Source organism: Brevibacillus nigriterrae (genome assembly GCF_049846925.1).
GTDB lineage: Bacteria > Bacillota > Bacilli > Brevibacillales > Brevibacillaceae > Brevibacillus_H.
The window spans coordinates 12,682-29,198 of the sequence record NZ_JBNCMT010000049.1 but is presented as its reverse complement, the minus strand read 5'-3'; the positions used below and the strand labels follow the sequence as shown (position 1 = coordinate 29,198).

Below are 16,517 nucleotides of genomic sequence, written 5' to 3'. Positions count from 1 at the left end.
TTTAAATGCTCCACTTCGTTCCGCGACACTAAGGTAGGAATCTGAGCGGCTTACGCGTAGCGTAAGCCTTCGAACCCTCCCGTCCGATGCGGACTTGCAAGTCCCAATCCTCTTCCGCCGACACCGGTACATAAAAAAAAGCACCCACAAGGGGTGCGTTTTTTTATGTAGGTGGAGGCGGGGGGAGTCGTATCCATAAAAGTACTGAATTTTATTTAATCATTTTTACTATCCCAAGGAATTTTAAAACAACTCGACTAACCAGGGTGTCTCAGGATAAATTTGATATTTCCCTGTTGCTTTTGATTTACCTAGTCTCCCTATACAACAAAATGATTGATAATTCTCTTTCGCTTTTAAACTCATCAACTTGAACTCTGTTGGAAATTCAACTTGATACCTCTCGCTAAACACTACCGAAAAGATGTCATTACCATTAACATCTGCTGAATTAATATATCCGTAATCTGATCCAAATTTCATCGAAATGATAGGACCCTTTAAACAAATCAATTTTCCAAGTAAAGTCTCTGATAATTCATCTATATCTACTGTCCGAACTCTAGGGCTTCTTCTACCTTTATTCTTTCCATCTTCTTCAAATGTTATAACCTGACTGATGTTTGGATCAGATTTAGATCGGACTATTTCAGCTAGTTTACCCACATCGCCCTTCTCATTACTTGACTTTTTTGAATATTTAGGGTTAAAAGCTCTTTTCATTAATTCTTTTGCTCGTTTTCTATTAATTACAATAACGGAGTTTGGATCGTTAACATCTTCAACAATCGTAACTCCACCTCCAGGAGTCCTTTCAAACTCATAAGAGCAATTCCTTTTATGGTCATCTTTAGGCCAAGTTGAAAGATACGCATTTCCTTGATTATTTTTTGGGCGATGATGGCGTAGTCTAGCAGGACAATCTATAATCGGACAGTAAAGATGTTCTCTAAATGTGTTCACAAATTCATCTTTTGATTCTTCTCTGATTTGATACAGCCTTTCGGCACTTATATATTCTTTAAATTTTTTATTGGGACGGAAAGACGCCAACTTAATTTTCGCCATACTTTCACTCCAATTTTCGGGACATTAAAACCTTTGCTTTATACCATATTTATACAGCTATTAATACTCAATTGAAATATTTAACGCTACTTAAAAGTGACAGCTTTCCAACAATACTTTGTTCATATCGCTGTTTTTATTACAGAGTTACTAGTCAATAAACGCAGATTTACAACGATAAGGATAATTGAACTAAAAAACAGCCGGTATTCACCACGTTAAGGGTGTAACCGGCATAAATGGGTTATTAAGTAAACAGGATACAGCTAACGGATTAATATACCGACGCTAAGGCATTTGTTTCAAATGAAAAAGTCGGTTTTCTTATGCAAAAATGACAACTTGGAGAGTAGTTAGTATTACTTGATTATTATCTCCTAGGGCATGAGTCCGGTACAATACCGAACTCATGCCCTAGGAGCTGCTTAATTAAATAGAGTCTAACTAACTTTTTGGGGTCACTTCAAATTCGGCTCTACTTTATCTTTCCATTACGATGAAATCAGTTGTTGTTTAACCCCTAATATAGCTCTACTCCCTTCCGTCCGTATCAATACCAACCACTTTACTCCGTCGTTCCAATAGTAGGACATCTCTCCAGATACCCTGAAGCTTACCCAAACGCTCTCTTCTACCGACCTCTCGAAAGCCAAACTTCTTATGAAGGGTTAAACTTGCTTCATTTTCCGGAAAGACACCAGCGTTCAATGTCCAATATCCCTTTTCCTCTGACAAACCGATTAAAGAGGACATCAACTTACTTCCAATGCCTTTGCCATGCTCAGTCGGGAGTACATACACGCTTACTTCCCCTACGCCAGCATAAACACATCGATCTGATACTCTCGTTATTTTACACCAACCGACGATGTTTCCGTTCTGTTCTGCAACGAAATGACTTCCATCCACAATGTTGGATATCCACTTTTCATAGGATGGTGCACTTGTTTCAAATGTGGCATTTCCTGTTGCAATCCCCGCCTGGTAAACAAACTTTACTTGCTCCCAATCGCTTTCCTGAAACAATCTGATCTTCACGTTCATACGCCCCCTCGTTTCTTTCCTTACAACTGGAATATAAACATTCAAAAACAGCACCAGGAGTTTAACACCTGATGCTGTCTTCTACATTATTTACTACAACAAGAATCACCTTTGGAGTCTTCCTTAGTGCTCTCCGTCTCCTTCACATCTTTTACCTCTTCAATTTTCACATTGCAGCAAGAACTTTCCTCTTTTTTGAATAGATTCTTCAAGAAACTCATTGAAATCCCTCCTTATATGATATAGAACAAAAATCCAGATATAGTGGACATTGTAAACACAGAGCCTACAAAAGCGAATACCAGCTTTTTCTTAAATATACTGTTCAACAAGGTCAATTCTGGTAAACTTGCTCCCGCTGAACTGATCATTAATGCCATCACTGGCCCCAAAGCCATCCCTTTTGCAATCATGATTTGTGAGATAGGAATCATAGTGGAGAGCCTTACGTAGAGTGGAATTCCGATAATAGCAGCAACTGGAACCAACCACCATTTATCTCCACCCATGTAGGTCATGATCCACTCGGTAGGTACAGCCCCATGAATAACCGCACCAATACCAGCACCTATTAATAAGAACGGATAGACTGTTTTCATCAGTTGCATCGTTTCAGCGAATGCTGCCTTAACGTCAAATTTCCTCTCCGTACTCTGATAACCACTCATGATGACGTTCTTAACCTGGTGTTCAAACCCGAGCTTTTCAAGAGTAAAACCGATGATAACTGAAAGTACAGAGGTGATGATCGTGTAGGCCACTGCTACTTTAACCCCTAAAACAGCAGTCATTAATGTAATAATCGTTGGATCTAATACAGGGGAAGAAAACAAGAAGATCATTACAATTCCAAATCGAACTTTTTTGTTCAACATGGTAACAATAACCGGAATTGTAGAGCATGAACAAAATGGAGTGATAAATGCAAAAGCAAGTGCTACTATTGCACTGACCAATGGATGGCTTTTATCCATCAATTGCTCCATCTTCTCATAAGGAATCAGCCCTTGAAGAAGATTGATCAAAAAGGAAATCCCCACAAACAACAACGTTAACTCTAACGCAATACTGATAAAACTTTGAAACACCTCTGCCCACATACAATTCACCTCTATTTATTTGTAAAATGCAAGTATATATTCTATAAAATGAGCAAGCGTCTCCTTGCTCAAGTTAATGACTTACAACAAACTGTAGATTTAGACATGCACTCATTTAGCAATTTCACTGATTTAATAACCATCTCACGTTCAAACTCACTCATATAAGAAAAAACTTCGTCCAGATAACGATTCATTTCTTCATCGATGGTTGCAGCTACAAATTTTCCTTGCGTAGTGAGTGAGAGTATATACACTCTCTTGTCCTCAGGCAAAGGGGTTTTCTTTACGAGATCCATTTTGATCAAGTTCTGAATTTGCCGACTGAAGGTAGTAATATCTATCCCCAGTGTATCAGCAATTTGTTGCATCGAGGGGTTACCCTGACGATTGATTTCGTATAGGATATGGCTATGTACCAGGGAAATTTCCGCTCCGCCAATGGTACAGCAGTTCTTGTTAAGAAGTCCGAACCGCCTGGTCATTAGTTGGAACTGTTCACGTAGATTGCTCACTTTGTTTCACCCCTTGCTTACTTTATACACTCTTAATTTGTATTTTGCAACTATTTTTTAAAAATTATTGCAACACTTTAGTACAATTCACATTTGTCCTTTGTCGTTTATTGGCCTAAACAATGATTGTCGCTGGTTATTTCTTAGTTCCAGATATGCTTCCTCAAAGATTTGGGAAGTTTGTTTACCAAAGGAATCTAAATTCCCTCGGAAAAGAGATTCCTCCGCTTTCTCTTTTGCCTCATCGATCGTGTAGTTAAAAACTGTCATCAAGTGGTGGAAATACGAAATAAAATACTCCTTACTTAGGACACTTCCTCGATTTATCGTCATAGCTAATCCTACCCAACTAACTCATATTAAGAACCTAAGTATATAAGGTACCCATAAAGTGAATAAGATAATACCTGAGAAAATGCCCGGCAGGAAAACCGGGCATTTTCCCTTTCCTGCTCAGTTATGTCCTTTCTGCTCTTATCCGCAGCAGGGAGTATTCTCTTTTTCTGATTCCGTTCCACAACATGAAGGACCTGTGCTGCTGTTTTCATCTGTACCACAACATGATGTACTTTCCTTGTTTGCCGATTCACTTTTTACTTCTTCAATTTGTACCCCACAGCAATTTCCTTGTTCACTTTTTGATCCACCCAATAATTTTTTAATGATATTTGCCATTGTTCATTCCTCCTATTTATTTGTAATATTGTTCTAATCTTCTTATGATGTCGCTAACGATTGACATACCCTTTTCCAATGGTCGGTGGTGTATTTTTTCTACTGCATCTTCTGTGGTATGAATTCGAATAGCAGTAGGAAGAGTTGGTTTTTGCCCTAAGCCAATCGAAGGGATTCCGGCGTTGAGAAAAGCAACAGAATCGTCTCCTCCTGCGATCCATTTAACCTCAACACCGTGGCTCTTAATTACGTCGCTAGCTAAATCTGCCAACCATTCGCCATAATTTGTATGACCTGTTCTTAGCGCATTTAACTCATTTTCAAAACCTAAGCAATCAAGATTGATCGCAGCTGCCAATGGTACTGGGGGATTCGATACCAAATGTTTGGCTCCATGCATTCCAGACTCTTCTCCTGTTAAAAAGGCAACTAGGATGTTAAATGGCAATTTCTCTTCTCTATCTTTAAGTTGCCTCACAATCTCTAATAAGACTGCTACGCCTGAAGCGTTATCTATTGCTCCTGGAAATCGCACACCCGCTGGATCATCCCCAGATGATCATAATGGGCTGATAGTACTACTGTTCGTTCTGGGGCTATACCTGGAATAAATCCCAATACATTATGGCAAGTTAGTTTACTTGTAACCAACGGCAAATGAAAATCAACCAAAGATCCTTGTAGTTTTGCAATTGAAGAAGCCACAGAGCGTCGGATACGAAAAACTGGTATCTGGTTTTTTTCAGACCCAAAAATGGACTTATGGAAAAAGTTTGGTTCCCCACTTTCAATCAAAAGCGCAGCAACTCCGAATTCAACCGCTGAAGCAATTGTCCCCTTTACATCAAAATTTTCTGGACGTTCGGAGATCAATATGATTTTTCCTTTGTACTCTGAATGAGGAATCTCATCTGAATCACGAAGGACAAGTAACTTTCCCGAAACACTCCCTCCTGAGGTATAAGGTGTATATTCAGCAAAATCAATACGAGGCTTTAAAACCCTCCCATCAATAGTTAAGCTCACTGGACCTTGGAGTCTTGCAGCAGGTACCTCCACCGTAGTGAGAAACCCGTTCGTACCTACAGGCATTAGTCCTAAAGAATGCAAGGAACTCGACAGATAATGGGCGGCTTTAAAAGCACCTTCCGTTCCCGATAACCTTCCACTGAACTCGGGGCTACTTAACATCTGAATATCATGAAGTACCCGACTTAACTGCGTTGAAAGATTATATTTTTGAGTCTCAACGATAGCATTCTTCCCCCTTTCATTCCAGTGAGCATTTAAACTGCACAGCATGCAGTAGCTGGTGTTACTACCATTGGTTCACAACATTTCTCTGCTATGTTTGAGTCCTGTCGAATAGTTTGCTGCCATCCTATCCTTGATACTTGATCCAGTTGTTTTTTTCTGCCTTCAAACATCATTTCTGCAATAACATCGTGAAGCAACATGATAATTCCTCCTTTATTATTAATCAAAAATAATTGATTTTTACATCAAAAAAAATTGATTTATGTTACAAAAAAATTAGCAGCAATCGTTAGGACGGAAAACACAACATAACTCTTCCGATAGTATGTGGTTTACCTCTGCTTGATTAATTTCATAGTAGCAGAAGGTGCCTACTTCTTCTTTCTTAAGAAAGTTTGCATCAAGCAGGATTTTTAAATGATACGATAACTTTGATTGTGGCATCTCCATAATCTCAGATAAATCGCTGACACTTACTTTTCCACGCTGAGTAAGCACATACATGATCTTTAAGCGTTTTTGATCAGCAAAGGCTTTAAACTTTGCTTCATACTTCGTAAAGAAGGAATCAGGGATAGATGTTGTTGTGTTTAACAGTGGGAGTTCTTTCATGTGAAACCACCATTTCATTCATCAATTTTTTTTGATTTAATTGTATTGTATTTCCATCTATACATTATTGCAACAACTTTTTTTGATTTAACATAGTAAATCAAGCCCCTTTTTCATAAAGGGGCTTTGAATAGCTTTATCAGCAAACAAGATACTTATAACTTGACTAGCAACTTTGCTTACCCAAAACCACTAAACTACCTTCTTCTTCAGTTCCTTCAAAATCTAACGTAATACCTTGAACAGCGTCGACAACTCTCTGATCAATAGCAACAGTAAGGCCGTTCAAGGTTTCAATTTTATCTCCTTCTTGAGCTTCCTCAAGATTAATGTTCCAGTTCGGACCACAACATCCAGGGCCCGTAAATATAACACGCAACGTAGAGTTTCCGTTTTCTTTCATGGCTTTCTCAATGTAAGTTTTAGCAATATCAGTAATATTCATTTTCTTCTCTCCTAAAACGATTTTATTTGATCAATAATTTAATTTTACTACACGGCCCCAATAAAAACTGAAAACAGATTAGGTTTTCTTATCTAATTAAATCCTTTAACTGCTCATATCCAACGGTATCTTTACTTTTCCATGGAATAAGAATGAAACGGTTGTTTGATTTTTTCTCAACCTCTGCTATCCACTCCACCTCAGATAAGGCACGTCCCTGAAGGATTGGATCAGTAGTATTCGTTGCGTATAAACTTTGATTAATTACCCACCAACCAGGGGTTATACCCGCACGTTGTAAATCTACTTGCAGTCTACTTGCCTCATGTACTGGAGTTGCTTCCGCTAAAGTTACGATGACAACACTTGTTTCATTCGGATTTTTCAAGCGAGGTAACAACTCTTTTACTGATTTCGGTACTTCACCGGTTGAACGCTGGATTTCCTTATGATAAGCCTGTGCTGCATCTAATAAAAGAAGTGTATGACCCGTAGGAGCCGTATCAATCACAACGATTTCATGATCCGCTTTCTCCACAATATCTGCAAATGCACGGAATACCGCAATTTCTTCTGTACACGGTGATCGTAGGTCTTCTTCGAGGTACGCTAGACCTTCTTCATCTAAAAGGTCCCTAGACTGATTGATTACTTCTTGACGGTACTTCTCAACCTCTTCACTAGGATTGATCCTACTAACAGTGATATTTGTTGCTGCATTCTGCATCACATAATCGAGGTGAGCTGCCGGGTCTGTTGTAGTTAGATGTACCTTTTGTCCCTTTTCAGCTAATCCTGTAGCAATTGTAGAAGCAACAGTCGTTTTTCCAACCCCGCCTTTTCCCATCGTAAAGATAACTCGAAGCTTTCTTTCATTCAAATCATCGATTAGAGCTTTTAGAGAGAGCTCAGGTATTCTATTTTCTTCCCCTACTTGAACTGTGTGGGAAAGATCATGAGTAAAAAACATACGCAAATTTTGGATACCTGTTATGTTAAATGGTGCTAATGGAATGAAGTAAGTAGGAACCTTCTCTAATTCAATTGGAGTCTGAGATAATGCCTCTTGTTGTCGAGAAAAAAATGCTGTAGAGATCTCATCCGTGTCAACATAACTTCTCAAAACCCCATTAATAATAAGGATTTGGTTGTTGATTCCCAGTTCCCCAAGTTCTTTAGAAGCTCTTGCTGCCTCCAATAGTGGGGAAACATCAGGACGTGTAACCAGTACAAGAGTCGTTTTACTCGACTCAGATAGTGCTTTTACTGTTAGTTCATATCGATTCTTTTTATCACTTAAACCAGCAAGGGGTCCTAAGCATGAAGCTCCGTGAGTGCTTTCATCCAGAAATCCACTCCACGCAGTCGGTAATTGCAGTAAACGTAGGGTGTGGCCCGTAGGTGCGGTATCAAAGATAATATGATCGTATTGTTTGGTAAGTTCTTCATCAGTCAGTAAAGAGGAAAACTCATCAAATGCTGCAATTTCTACGGTACACGCTCCAGATAGCTGTTCTTCCATTTGTGAAATGACTGCTTCAGGTAGTTTTCCACGATAGGGACCAACTACTTTTTCTTTGTAGTCGGATGCAGCTGCTTCTGGATCAAGATTTGCGGCAAACAGGTTCTCAACATGTGGAATTGCCGTTGGCTTATTCGTCAATTCAATTTCAAAAACATCCTGCAAATTGGATGCGGGATCTGTACTTACAAGTAATACTCGTTTACCTTGATCGGCAAGATTCACAGCAGTTGCACAAGCAGTCGATGTCTTCCCTACTCCACCTTTTCCTGTAAAAAAAAGAAAGGGAGTCAGTTGTATTGCATTTGGATGAAAGATCGGACTCATTTGTTTACCTTCTTCCAATTTATTATTTACCTAAATCGATTCGAACACGAGGTTTTTGACTCAAATCCTCTTCCGTTATACCAGTTAACATTATTAAATCATGATTCGAAAGATATTCTTTCACTTTGACAACTTCGCCATCTACGAGCGTAATGGGTAAAACATCTGGTCCTTTTTCCATCAAAAGGGCATTTACAGTCTGATTTTTTGTAAAGATTTCCGTATCACTCGTCAGGTTATAGCGACGGATATCAAAACCCTTATTTTTCAGATTGTGTACAGCGGACGTGATCCGAATCAATTCAGGATCGACGCTTGGTCCACAAACTCCCGTAGGACAACACATGGCTGGATCAAAGATTTCAATTTTTTTCATCTGAATCGCTCCTTTATTTCCCTTCATTTACAAACTTTTCGATTCTGCCTTTAATAGCATCCCGAACGTTATGGAAGCTAGCTATGATTTCTTCTTCAGTACCAGTTGCTTTTGCTGGATCGTCAAATCCCCAATGCCATTTCACAACGTTCTTATTTGAGATAACAGGGCAATGTTCATCGGCATGACCACATAAGGTGATTACATAATCTGCACGGTTCAATGTTTCAGGGTCAATTACATCGGAAGTATGATTGGAAATATCAACTCCGGCTTCTTTCATTACTTGCACGGCACGTGGGTTTAAACCGTGTGCTTCTAGGCCAGCACTCTTTACTTCGTATTTATCGCCACCTAAAGCCTTTAAAAATCCATCTGCAATCTGACTACGGCAAGAGTTACCTGTGCACAAGAAGTATACTAGTGGTTTTTTTTCGCTCACGAAAATCGCTCCTTAATTTTTTATGAGTACATCAGTAAGGTGAGGTACAACCCTATCAATGTGATAAGTAAAGTTGGAATCGTTAAGATAATTCCGGTTTTGAAGTACTGCCCCCATGTAATTTTCACGCCTTTACTTGATAAAACGTGTAACCACAATAAGGTAGCAAGTGAACCAATTGGTGTGATTTTTGGCCCTAGATCACATCCGATAACATTTGCATAAATTAATGCTTCTCGAATTACTCCCTGCGTCTCAGTACCCTGAATAGCTAAAGCATCGATCATGACAGTCGGCATGTTATTCATAATGGAAGAGAGGATGGCACTTAGGAAGCCCATGCCAATCGTTGCGGCAAATAGTCCTTGATTCGCAATCACTTGAATAAGATCCCCTAAAATGTCAGTTAAACCTGCATTTCGTAGTCCATAAACCACAACATACATCCCGATAGAAAAGACTACTACTGCCCAAGGAGCACCTTTGATTAAATTAAGAGTTTCAACTTTTTGGCTCCCCCTTGCGGCAATAATAAATACTACTGCTGCAACTCCGGCTATAACTGAAACAGGGATGTGTAAAGTTTCACTAAGTAAATATCCGACAAGTAAGACACTCAAAATAACCCAAGATAATCGAAATAGTTTTGTATCTTTCAACGCTTCATGAGGCTTTTTCAAAATCGATAGGTCATAGTTTTGCGGGATGCTTTTACGGAAAAACAGAAAAAGAACGAGTAAACTTGCCCCAAGTGCGAATATGTTGGGGATCATCATTCTACTGGCATACTCTACAAAACCAATTTCAAAATAATCGGCTGATACAATGTTTACCAAGTTACTAACGATAAAAGGCAGTGACGTAGTATCCGCAATGAATCCACTCGCCATGATAAATGGAAGGATCATTTTTTCATCAAACTTCAACGCACGCACCTGAGCAAGAACAATTGGGGTGAGGATTAGAGCTGCTCCGTCATTGGCAAAGAATGCAGCAACAGCTGCACCAAGCAAGACGACATAAACAAACATTAATCGCCCATTTCCCTTGGCTAGTCGTGCCATATGAAGAGCTGACCATTCAAAAAATCCGATTTCATCTAGTATTAAGGAGATAAGAATTACCGCAACAAATGCTAACGTTGCATTCCAAACAATCCCCGTAACCGTCCAAACATCTTCAAATGTAACTACCCCGAAAATTAATGCAAGGATAGCTCCAGCTGTTGCTGACCACCCAATTGATAAACCCTTTGGTTGCCAAATTACAAAAGTAAGTGTTATCGCAAAAATGATAAATGCTGTCCAAATTAGTCCCACGTTGTATCCTCCCTATTCACAAGAAACCCGCAGCCCACGTTTTTCTAAATCATCAAGTAAGGGTTTTACATCAGGGACTTGTCGAAGAGCTTCTTGAACATATGGTTTATCTTCAATGTTCAGAGAATAAAATACCCAATTTTTCTTCTTCGTTTCCTTAACCACCCCATATGATTTCATTTTCCGTAAACTTTGAGACACTGCTGGTTGGGACGTTTGAAAAACCTCAACCAATTCACATACGCACATCTCCCCATGTTGCAAAAGAGCAAGTGTGAGTAAACGATTTCTATCCCCCAATAGCTTTAAAATCTCTACCATTACACTAAACTTTTCAATTTCCATCTCAGTAGCAATATGTTCAAGACTCATTAAGAAACACCACCAATAAACTATATAATAATATTTGAATATAACTATACGCTTCTGCAACTTGACCTGCAACCACTTTCACATTCTTTTCATAATGTCTTAATATTCCTCTTCCAAAACCAACCAGACTAACAGCATTAGGTTCTTAGGGGTACAGCCGAGATACGTGTAAAAATGGGTCACACGCTGGATTAAATTTCCATTTGTGATCTTTTCATTATGGGGTGCCGCCAGCAAAACGCGGTTTACAACGCTAAGAAGTTTTGGCCATAAAAATAGCCGGTTTTCACCACTAAGGTTTAACCGGCTTCAGTTTTGATTATAGGGGTTCAGTCTACCAACCAAACACAGACCTTGTACGCTCAGGATTATGTCTCTCCCATAACTTCCCCTGTTTTAGATATATCGTATCCTCCCATCCCGTCGATCTCATTTCGAAATTCACGTGATCTCAGAACGGAAACAAGAGTTTGAAATATTGGTTTTTCCAGGTCTTCTTTGTAGAGAACGAGGTCATATCGTTCTTTCTGAAGAGGTATAAACTCTACCTCTCTTACTTGCAGAGCGGCTTTTTCTGTGCCCACCCCTACATCCGCAACTCCTCTAGCCACAGCACTTGCAACTGCGATATGACTCATTTCTTCGTTGTCATACCCTTGAATTAGTTTTGGATCTAGGTTTGAATGGCGTAATCGTTCATCTAATAATACACGTGTACCAGATCCTTTCTCCCGGTTCACAAAGCGAACGTCTGGCCGTAACAAGTCTTCCCATTTCAAAATAGACTTTGGATTACCTGGGGCAACATAAAAACCCTGTGTACGGTATACCAGGTTAATTACGACTACTCGCTGCCCTGGCAACATGCGACGTACATAGGGCAGATTATATTCGCCAGTTTCTGCGTCTAGTAAATGTGTTGCCGTTGCGTTTGCGGTCCCTCGATAAAGCGCAAATAAGCCATCAACGCTCCCAACATAGGATCGTAATGAGCGAATTAACGGGCTTTGTTTTTCCATATGCCGAGTCAAAACATCTAAAACGACATCTTGTCCACATAGAATCAGACCTTGTGACTCTAGAATGAGTCTCTCTATATTAACTGGTCCAGAGGGGGTTACAGTTTTGCTTATAGGTAATGTCGATTTTGTATAAATCTCAAGATCAGCAGGATTTACGCGGATCTTCTTCCCTACACGATAGGAAGGGATTTCTCCTCGACGAATTAACTCATAAACAGTTCCCTTAGAGATTTTTAATATTTTGGATATTTCTTCTGGAGAATATGACAATGAATCGCTCATTTGTACACCTCTATATTTACGTCTCCTACATAAACTCATTCTTGTAAATAATTATATCATATCGTAAACTTAAATCGAAATTCATTCTGTTTAGTATCAAATAGAGTGATTTAGTTATGTTTTGTACAAAAAAGGAGAGGGAATCGTGAAACAAAGAATTCGTTTGTTATGTTTTGTTATGATTAGTATTATGTTTGTATGGATCTCTGGGTGTTCTTCACACTCCGCAACAGAAAATGAAAAAGCTACTCCTCCATCATCAAATGAGCGGAAAATAACAGTGGCAGCAGCATCAGATTTAACCCATGCGTTTACAGAAATTGGACAAGTTTTTGAAAAGAAAACAAACAGCAAAGTGGTATTCACCTTCGGTTCTACAGGATCACTGGCAACACAAATTGAAAATGGGGCTCCTTTCGATGTATTTGCCGCAGCCAATATCACCTTTGTTGACAATTTAAAGAAAAAAGGAAAAGTCATACCTGATACACAACAATTGTATGCACAAGGACGTATTGGACTTGCTGTTCCAATAAAAAGCACATATCAGGTTCGAGAACTTAAAGATCTTTTAGATCCACAGATTAAAAAAATTGCGATTGCCAATCCTGAACATGCTCCATACGGTATGGCTGCCAAACAGGCACTTGAAAAGGCCGGATTATGGGAAAAAGTAAAAGACAAATTGGTATTTGGCAAAAATATCTCTGAAACGTTGACCTTCGTTCTCACAGGGAATGCAGAGGCTGGAATTATCGCACAGTCCATCGCCAAAGAGGATGAAGTGACATTTCAATTGATTGACCCATCTATGCACAAACCACTTAATCAATCAATAGCTGTTATTCAAGGAACCAAGGAAGAAGAACTAGCCCGTCAATTCATTACATTTGTAAATGAACCAGAAAGCCGTAAAATCATGCAGAAATATGGTTTTGCCCCTCCTCCAGAGGAGAGTAAATAACGAGGAGAAGCTAACATGGAGGACCTCAACTTATTTCCATTGTTTCTGTCTTTAAAGGTAGCCTTATTGGCAACGATATTTGGGATGATGATAGGACTCCCCGTGGCTTACTATTTAAGCAAAACGAAGAGTAAACTATCAGACATAATTGATACAATGATCACATTACCCATTGTGTTGCCACCGACTGTACTTGGGTATTATTTACTTGTGATACTAGGACGGGAAAGTTGGATCGGACGATTCCTTGAAGAAAAGTTTCAGATCATGCTTGTATTTACCCCGACAGGTGCGGTGATTGCCGCATCTGTCGTTTCTATTCCGTACCTGATCAAGTCAGCAAGAGCTGCCTTTTCAGAAGTTGGGCGCGACATGATTCATGCAGCCACGTTACTTGGACGGAGTGAGTTGAATATTTTCTTCTCGATTATCGTTCCACTGGCATGGCGCGGGATTGCATCAGGCATTATTTTGTCATTCGCTCGGGCACTAGGAGATTTTGGCACAACTTTAATGGTTTCTGGCAGCATTCCAGATCGAACATTGACAATGCCAATCGCCATCTATGATGCCATGCAAACTGGGAACACGGCATTAACAAACCAGTTAGTTCTGATCATGACAGCCGTATCAATTGTCGTATTGTTCACACTGAACCGGTTGGAAAAGCGTATGGGAAAGAAGGGGTTTTAGTCAAATGCTTGAGGTATCTATTTCCAAACAATTGGATTCCTTTACACTTCACTCAGCTTTTTCTGTCGGCAAAGAAATGGTCGGAATTCTTGGTCCGTCTGGATGTGGGAAGAGTATGACGTTACGGTGCATCGCAGGCTTGCTTCGACCTGATGAGGGGCGAATTGTTTTAAATGGGAAGGTAATTTTCGATGCTACACAAAACATCCATATCGCACCCCGTATTCGAAATATTGGATATGTATTTCAGAATTATGCGCTTTTCCCCCATCTGACCGTTAGTCAAAATATTTCCTTCGGCTTAAAACATTTGGACAATAAAGAACGACAAAGCCTAGTCTGTGACATGATTGAAAAGATGCAATTGCATGGTCTTCAAAGTCGTTACCCAAGTGAGCTTTCCGGTGGACAACAACAACGTGTAGCATTAGCACGTACCCTCATCACTCGGCCCGAACTATTACTGCTGGATGAACCTTTCTCTGCGGTTGACAGCCATGTGAAATCACTTTTGGAACAAGAACTCCTATCGATGATTCGAGAAAACTACTCGGGAACAGTGCTACTTGTTACACATAATATCGATGAAGCCTATCGATTGTGTAATCGCATGATGATTTATGCGAATGGACAAATCGTACAAATGGGTTCTAAAGAAGAACTGTTACGCAATCCGGTAAACCTTACTGCCTCTCAAATAACTGGTTGCAAAAACCTTCTTCCGGTTGAGATTGAGAAGAGTGACGGTGAGAAAACACTAGTTCGCTTGCATAACATGCAACTTTACATTTCACAGAAGAGTTCATTAAAAACAAAATCCGGATTAGTTGGGGCTCGCTCGCATCATGTTCAGGTTGGAATGGAACCTTTCGGAACGAATAATAGTTTCTCTTGTCAAATTAAAGAGGTTAGCGAAGGTCTTTTTTCAGTAACACTCTTTCTACAATACGAAGGTTACATTATCCAGGCTGATATTTCAGAATCACAGTGGATAATGTTAAAGAAAAACAAAATAAGTACGGTTTTTGTCCACATTCCACCAGAAAACCTGTTCTTAATTGAAGATGATTATTTAAAAGCCAGTACACTTGGTGAGGGGAATAATATTGAACAAAAATAAATCATTCTGGGCTGTTACAACAGCTATACCTATCGGATGTCTCGGGGGACTAATAGGACTTGGCGGAGCCGAGTTTCGCCTTCCCGTTCTCGTTGGATTGTTCAAATATTCGGCACGTCAAGCAGTTTCTTTGAACTTAGCTGTTAGCTTGATAACAGTAATCTCATCCCTAATTTTTCGATTACCACAAGCTCCTTTACAGGATCTTCTTGCTGAATCACCCGTCATCCTTGCGCTCATCTCCGGTGGTATACTTGGTGCCAATGCAGGAGCACAATATGCAAAACACTTGACGGAACGAGCGTTGGAGAAAGTCATTTTAGTATTGCTTGTAGCCATAGGTTGTTTACTACTAATCGAATCGGTTTTTGCTTTGAATCCCCATGGGTTATCTATGTCTATACTTACTTCAATAGTTGTTGGAATTATAATGGGAACCATCATTGGTGCTGTTAGTAGTCTGCTCGGTGTAGCAGGTGGTGAACTTATTATTCCGACCCTGATACTTATTTTTGGAGTGGATATCAAGGTGGCTGGTACCGCGAGTCTCTTGATAAGTTTACCTACTGTAATGATTGGTTTATTACGTCATCGAAAAAACGGTGCATTTCAGAAAAAAGAAGACCTAACTCAGTTAGTTCTACCGATGGGATTCGGTTCCATTATCGGAGCTCTCATTGGGGGTATGTTAATGGGGGCCGTTTCGAATAGTCTACTGAAGCTTATCTTGGGGCTGATTCTGATCATATCTGCATGCAAGATGTATCTAAAAGTTCGGAAGAAAGAACAGCACAAAAAATAGGAATGGGGTCCTGCAAACAATTTAATTTTGTACGCTAAGCCCTGATTGACAGAAAAAACGCCGGTATCCTTAGCGTATAGGTTACCGGTCTATTAGGGGGCCGCCAATATTTTAACGAAAATATACGCTAAGCCTTTAAGCGACTCCAACTTAGCATATGCTACTACTCTAAGCAATTCATATAACTACCGGTATGGATTCTATATAGAGAGAACATGATGTCAATTTCTTGGAGCCCATAACATGACCGATACGCCGATTACACAGATCGCAGCACCGATCCAATCGTAGAGATCAGGTGTCTTTTTATCGATTCCCCATCCCCATAGAACAGACAAAACAATAAATACCCCGCCGTATGCCGCGTATACCCGACCGAAAGAAGGAAAGGATTGAATAGTAGCGATCACACCATAAAGTGCCAGCAATATACCGCCAACCCCACCTAACCAAAAAGATTTCCCTTCCCTTAGCCAAAGCCATATAAGATACCCTCCCCCTATTTCTGCCAATCCGGCAAGAATAAAAATAAAAGCGGCTTTAAACATTCTCTTGCACCT

The 16,517-nt window shown here is 39.8% G+C and carries 22 protein-coding genes; 4 read left to right on the top strand and 18 right to left on the bottom strand.

Annotation, left to right across the window (positions count from 1 at the left end; all coding sequences use genetic code 11):
• Positions 1–243: 243 nt before the first annotated feature.
• The 17 genes from ACPW7N_RS24715 to ACPW7N_RS24635 all read right to left on the bottom strand — a co-directional run bounded on the left by ACPW7N_RS24715 (position 244) and on the right by ACPW7N_RS24635 (position 12,378).
• Complete coding sequence (locus ACPW7N_RS24715) at positions 244–1,068, bottom strand: hypothetical protein (RefSeq protein ID WP_425654336.1); 825 nt, start codon at positions 1,066–1,068, stop codon at positions 244–246.
• Between the two features lie 531 nt (positions 1,069–1,599).
• A complete protein-coding gene (locus ACPW7N_RS24710; RefSeq protein ID WP_425654334.1) occupies positions 1,600–2,106 on the bottom strand; it encodes a GNAT family N-acetyltransferase in 507 nt (168 codons plus the stop codon).
• 92 nt (positions 2,107–2,198) lie between these two features.
• Entirely contained in the window at positions 2,199–2,333 is a 135-nt protein-coding gene (locus ACPW7N_RS24705) for a hypothetical protein (protein ID WP_425654332.1), read from the bottom strand.
• 12 nt (positions 2,334–2,345) lie between these two features.
• Positions 2,346–3,212: a permease gene (locus ACPW7N_RS24700; RefSeq protein ID WP_425654330.1), complete on the bottom strand. Its 867-nt coding sequence runs from the start codon at positions 3,210–3,212 to the stop codon at positions 2,346–2,348.
• Between the two features lie 68 nt (positions 3,213–3,280).
• Positions 3,281–3,727 (bottom strand): MarR family winged helix-turn-helix transcriptional regulator, encoded by a 447-nt coding sequence (locus ACPW7N_RS24695; RefSeq protein ID WP_425654329.1) that lies wholly within the window; start codon positions 3,725–3,727, stop codon positions 3,281–3,283.
• Positions 3,728–4,201: 474 nt separating this feature from the next.
• Positions 4,202–4,402 (bottom strand): hypothetical protein, encoded by a 201-nt coding sequence (locus ACPW7N_RS24690; RefSeq protein WP_425654327.1) that lies wholly within the window; start codon positions 4,400–4,402, stop codon positions 4,202–4,204.
• A 16-nt stretch (positions 4,403–4,418) separates the two neighbouring features.
• A complete protein-coding gene (locus ACPW7N_RS24685) occupies positions 4,419–4,937 on the bottom strand; it encodes a M28 family metallopeptidase (protein ID WP_425654325.1) in 519 nt (172 codons plus the stop codon).
• Positions 4,916–5,704, bottom strand: coding sequence for a hypothetical protein (locus tag ACPW7N_RS24680; protein ID WP_425654323.1), 789 nt, complete (start codon positions 5,702–5,704; stop codon positions 4,916–4,918). Before ACPW7N_RS24680 ends, ACPW7N_RS24685 begins: the two co-directional genes overlap by 22 nt.
• Positions 5,689–5,859 carry a hypothetical protein gene (locus ACPW7N_RS24675; protein WP_425654322.1) on the bottom strand — a complete coding sequence of 57 codons (171 nt, stop codon included), beginning with the start codon at positions 5,857–5,859 and terminating at the stop codon, positions 5,689–5,691. The genes ACPW7N_RS24680 and ACPW7N_RS24675 overlap by 16 nt, the downstream gene beginning before the upstream one ends.
• 76 nt (positions 5,860–5,935) lie before the next feature.
• A complete protein-coding gene (locus ACPW7N_RS24670; RefSeq protein WP_425654320.1) occupies positions 5,936–6,271 on the bottom strand; it encodes an ArsR/SmtB family transcription factor in 336 nt (111 codons plus the stop codon).
• 166 nt (positions 6,272–6,437) lie between these two features.
• Positions 6,438–6,716 (bottom strand): adhesin, encoded by a 279-nt coding sequence (locus ACPW7N_RS24665; protein WP_425654319.1) that lies wholly within the window; start codon positions 6,714–6,716, stop codon positions 6,438–6,440.
• A gap of 88 nt (positions 6,717–6,804) precedes the next feature.
• On the bottom strand, positions 6,805–8,565 hold the full coding sequence (gene arsA, locus ACPW7N_RS24660; protein ID WP_425654318.1) for an arsenical pump-driving ATPase: 1,761 nt from the start codon (positions 8,563–8,565) through the stop codon (positions 6,805–6,807).
• 22 nt (positions 8,566–8,587) lie between these two features.
• On the bottom strand, positions 8,588–8,941 hold the full coding sequence (gene arsD, locus ACPW7N_RS24655; RefSeq protein WP_425654315.1) for an arsenite efflux transporter metallochaperone ArsD: 354 nt from the start codon (positions 8,939–8,941) through the stop codon (positions 8,588–8,590).
• A gap of 13 nt (positions 8,942–8,954) precedes the next feature.
• On the bottom strand, positions 8,955–9,383 hold the full coding sequence (gene arsC / locus ACPW7N_RS24650; RefSeq protein ID WP_425654313.1) for an arsenate reductase (thioredoxin): 429 nt from the start codon (positions 9,381–9,383) through the stop codon (positions 8,955–8,957).
• Between the two features lie 20 nt (positions 9,384–9,403).
• Entirely contained in the window at positions 9,404–10,702 is a 1,299-nt protein-coding gene (locus ACPW7N_RS24645; protein WP_425654312.1) for an arsenic transporter, read from the bottom strand.
• A gap of 12 nt (positions 10,703–10,714) precedes the next feature.
• On the bottom strand, positions 10,715–11,074 hold the full coding sequence (locus ACPW7N_RS24640; RefSeq protein WP_425654309.1) for an ArsR/SmtB family transcription factor: 360 nt from the start codon (positions 11,072–11,074) through the stop codon (positions 10,715–10,717).
• Between the two features lie 368 nt (positions 11,075–11,442).
• On the bottom strand, positions 11,443–12,378 hold the full coding sequence (locus tag ACPW7N_RS24635) for a substrate-binding domain-containing protein (protein WP_425654308.1): 936 nt from the start codon (positions 12,376–12,378) through the stop codon (positions 11,443–11,445).
• A 145-nt stretch (positions 12,379–12,523) separates the two neighbouring features.
• Here ACPW7N_RS24635 and modA point away from each other — a divergent pair, with 145 nt between their 5' ends.
• The 4 genes from modA to ACPW7N_RS24615 are packed head-to-tail and all read left to right on the top strand — an operon-like array spanning position 12,524 to position 15,957.
• Positions 12,524–13,342, top strand: coding sequence for a molybdate ABC transporter substrate-binding protein (gene modA, locus ACPW7N_RS24630; RefSeq protein ID WP_425654306.1), 819 nt, complete (start codon positions 12,524–12,526; stop codon positions 13,340–13,342).
• A gap of 15 nt (positions 13,343–13,357) precedes the next feature.
• Positions 13,358–14,035: a molybdate ABC transporter permease subunit gene (gene modB / locus ACPW7N_RS24625; RefSeq protein WP_425654303.1), complete on the top strand. Its 678-nt coding sequence runs from the start codon at positions 13,358–13,360 to the stop codon at positions 14,033–14,035.
• Positions 14,036–14,039: 4 nt separating this feature from the next.
• A complete protein-coding gene (locus ACPW7N_RS24620) occupies positions 14,040–15,155 on the top strand; it encodes a sulfate/molybdate ABC transporter ATP-binding protein (protein WP_425654300.1) in 1,116 nt (371 codons plus the stop codon).
• The gene (locus ACPW7N_RS24615; RefSeq protein WP_425654299.1) at positions 15,142–15,957 is read left to right on the top strand and encodes a sulfite exporter TauE/SafE family protein; all 816 of its coding nucleotides are present in this window, start codon (positions 15,142–15,144) and stop codon (positions 15,955–15,957) included. The genes ACPW7N_RS24620 and ACPW7N_RS24615 overlap by 14 nt, the downstream gene beginning before the upstream one ends.
• 221 nt (positions 15,958–16,178) lie before the next feature.
• Here ACPW7N_RS24615 and ACPW7N_RS24610 read toward each other — a convergent pair whose 3' ends face one another.
• Positions 16,179–16,505, bottom strand: a complete 327-nt coding sequence (locus ACPW7N_RS24610; protein ID WP_425654296.1) for a YnfA family protein — start codon at positions 16,503–16,505, stop codon at positions 16,179–16,181.
• Between the last annotated feature and the right edge of the window lie 12 nt (positions 16,506–16,517).

Excerpts from the sequence above, each read along its gene's own strand:
- ACPW7N_RS24715 (WP_425654336.1), bottom strand. The coding sequence starts at position 1,068 with ATGGCGAAAATTAAGTTGGCGTCTTTCCGTCCCAATAAAAAATTTAAA.
- ACPW7N_RS24705 (WP_425654332.1), bottom strand. The coding sequence starts at position 2,333 with ATGAGTTTCTTGAAGAATCTATTCAAAAAAGAGGAAAGTTCTTGCTGC.
- ACPW7N_RS24700 (WP_425654330.1), bottom strand. The coding sequence starts at position 3,212 with ATGTGGGCAGAGGTGTTTCAAAGTTTTATCAGTATTGCGTTAGAGTTA.
- ACPW7N_RS24690 (WP_425654327.1), bottom strand. The coding sequence starts at position 4,402 with ATGGCAAATATCATTAAAAAATTATTGGGTGGATCAAAAAGTGAACAA.
- ACPW7N_RS24680 (WP_425654323.1), bottom strand. The coding sequence starts at position 5,704 with ATGCTGTGCAGTTTAAATGCTCACTGGAATGAAAGGGGGAAGAATGCT.
- ACPW7N_RS24675 (WP_425654322.1), bottom strand. The coding sequence starts at position 5,859 with ATGTTGCTTCACGATGTTATTGCAGAAATGATGTTTGAAGGCAGAAAA.
- ACPW7N_RS24670 (WP_425654320.1), bottom strand. The coding sequence starts at position 6,271 with ATGAAAGAACTCCCACTGTTAAACACAACAACATCTATCCCTGATTCC.
- ACPW7N_RS24665 (WP_425654319.1), bottom strand. The coding sequence starts at position 6,716 with ATGAATATTACTGATATTGCTAAAACTTACATTGAGAAAGCCATGAAA.
- arsA (WP_425654318.1), bottom strand. The coding sequence starts at position 8,565 with ATGAGTCCGATCTTTCATCCAAATGCAATACAACTGACTCCCTTTCTT.
- arsD (WP_425654315.1), bottom strand. The coding sequence starts at position 8,941 with ATGAAAAAAATTGAAATCTTTGATCCAGCCATGTGTTGTCCTACGGGA.
- ACPW7N_RS24640 (WP_425654309.1), bottom strand. The coding sequence starts at position 11,074 with ATGAGTCTTGAACATATTGCTACTGAGATGGAAATTGAAAAGTTTAGT.
- ACPW7N_RS24635 (WP_425654308.1), bottom strand. The coding sequence starts at position 12,378 with ATGAGCGATTCATTGTCATATTCTCCAGAAGAAATATCCAAAATATTA.
- modB (WP_425654303.1), top strand. The coding sequence starts at position 13,358 with ATGGAGGACCTCAACTTATTTCCATTGTTTCTGTCTTTAAAGGTAGCC.
- ACPW7N_RS24620 (WP_425654300.1), top strand. The coding sequence starts at position 14,040 with ATGCTTGAGGTATCTATTTCCAAACAATTGGATTCCTTTACACTTCAC.
- ACPW7N_RS24610 (WP_425654296.1), bottom strand. The coding sequence starts at position 16,505 with ATGTTTAAAGCCGCTTTTATTTTTATTCTTGCCGGATTGGCAGAAATA.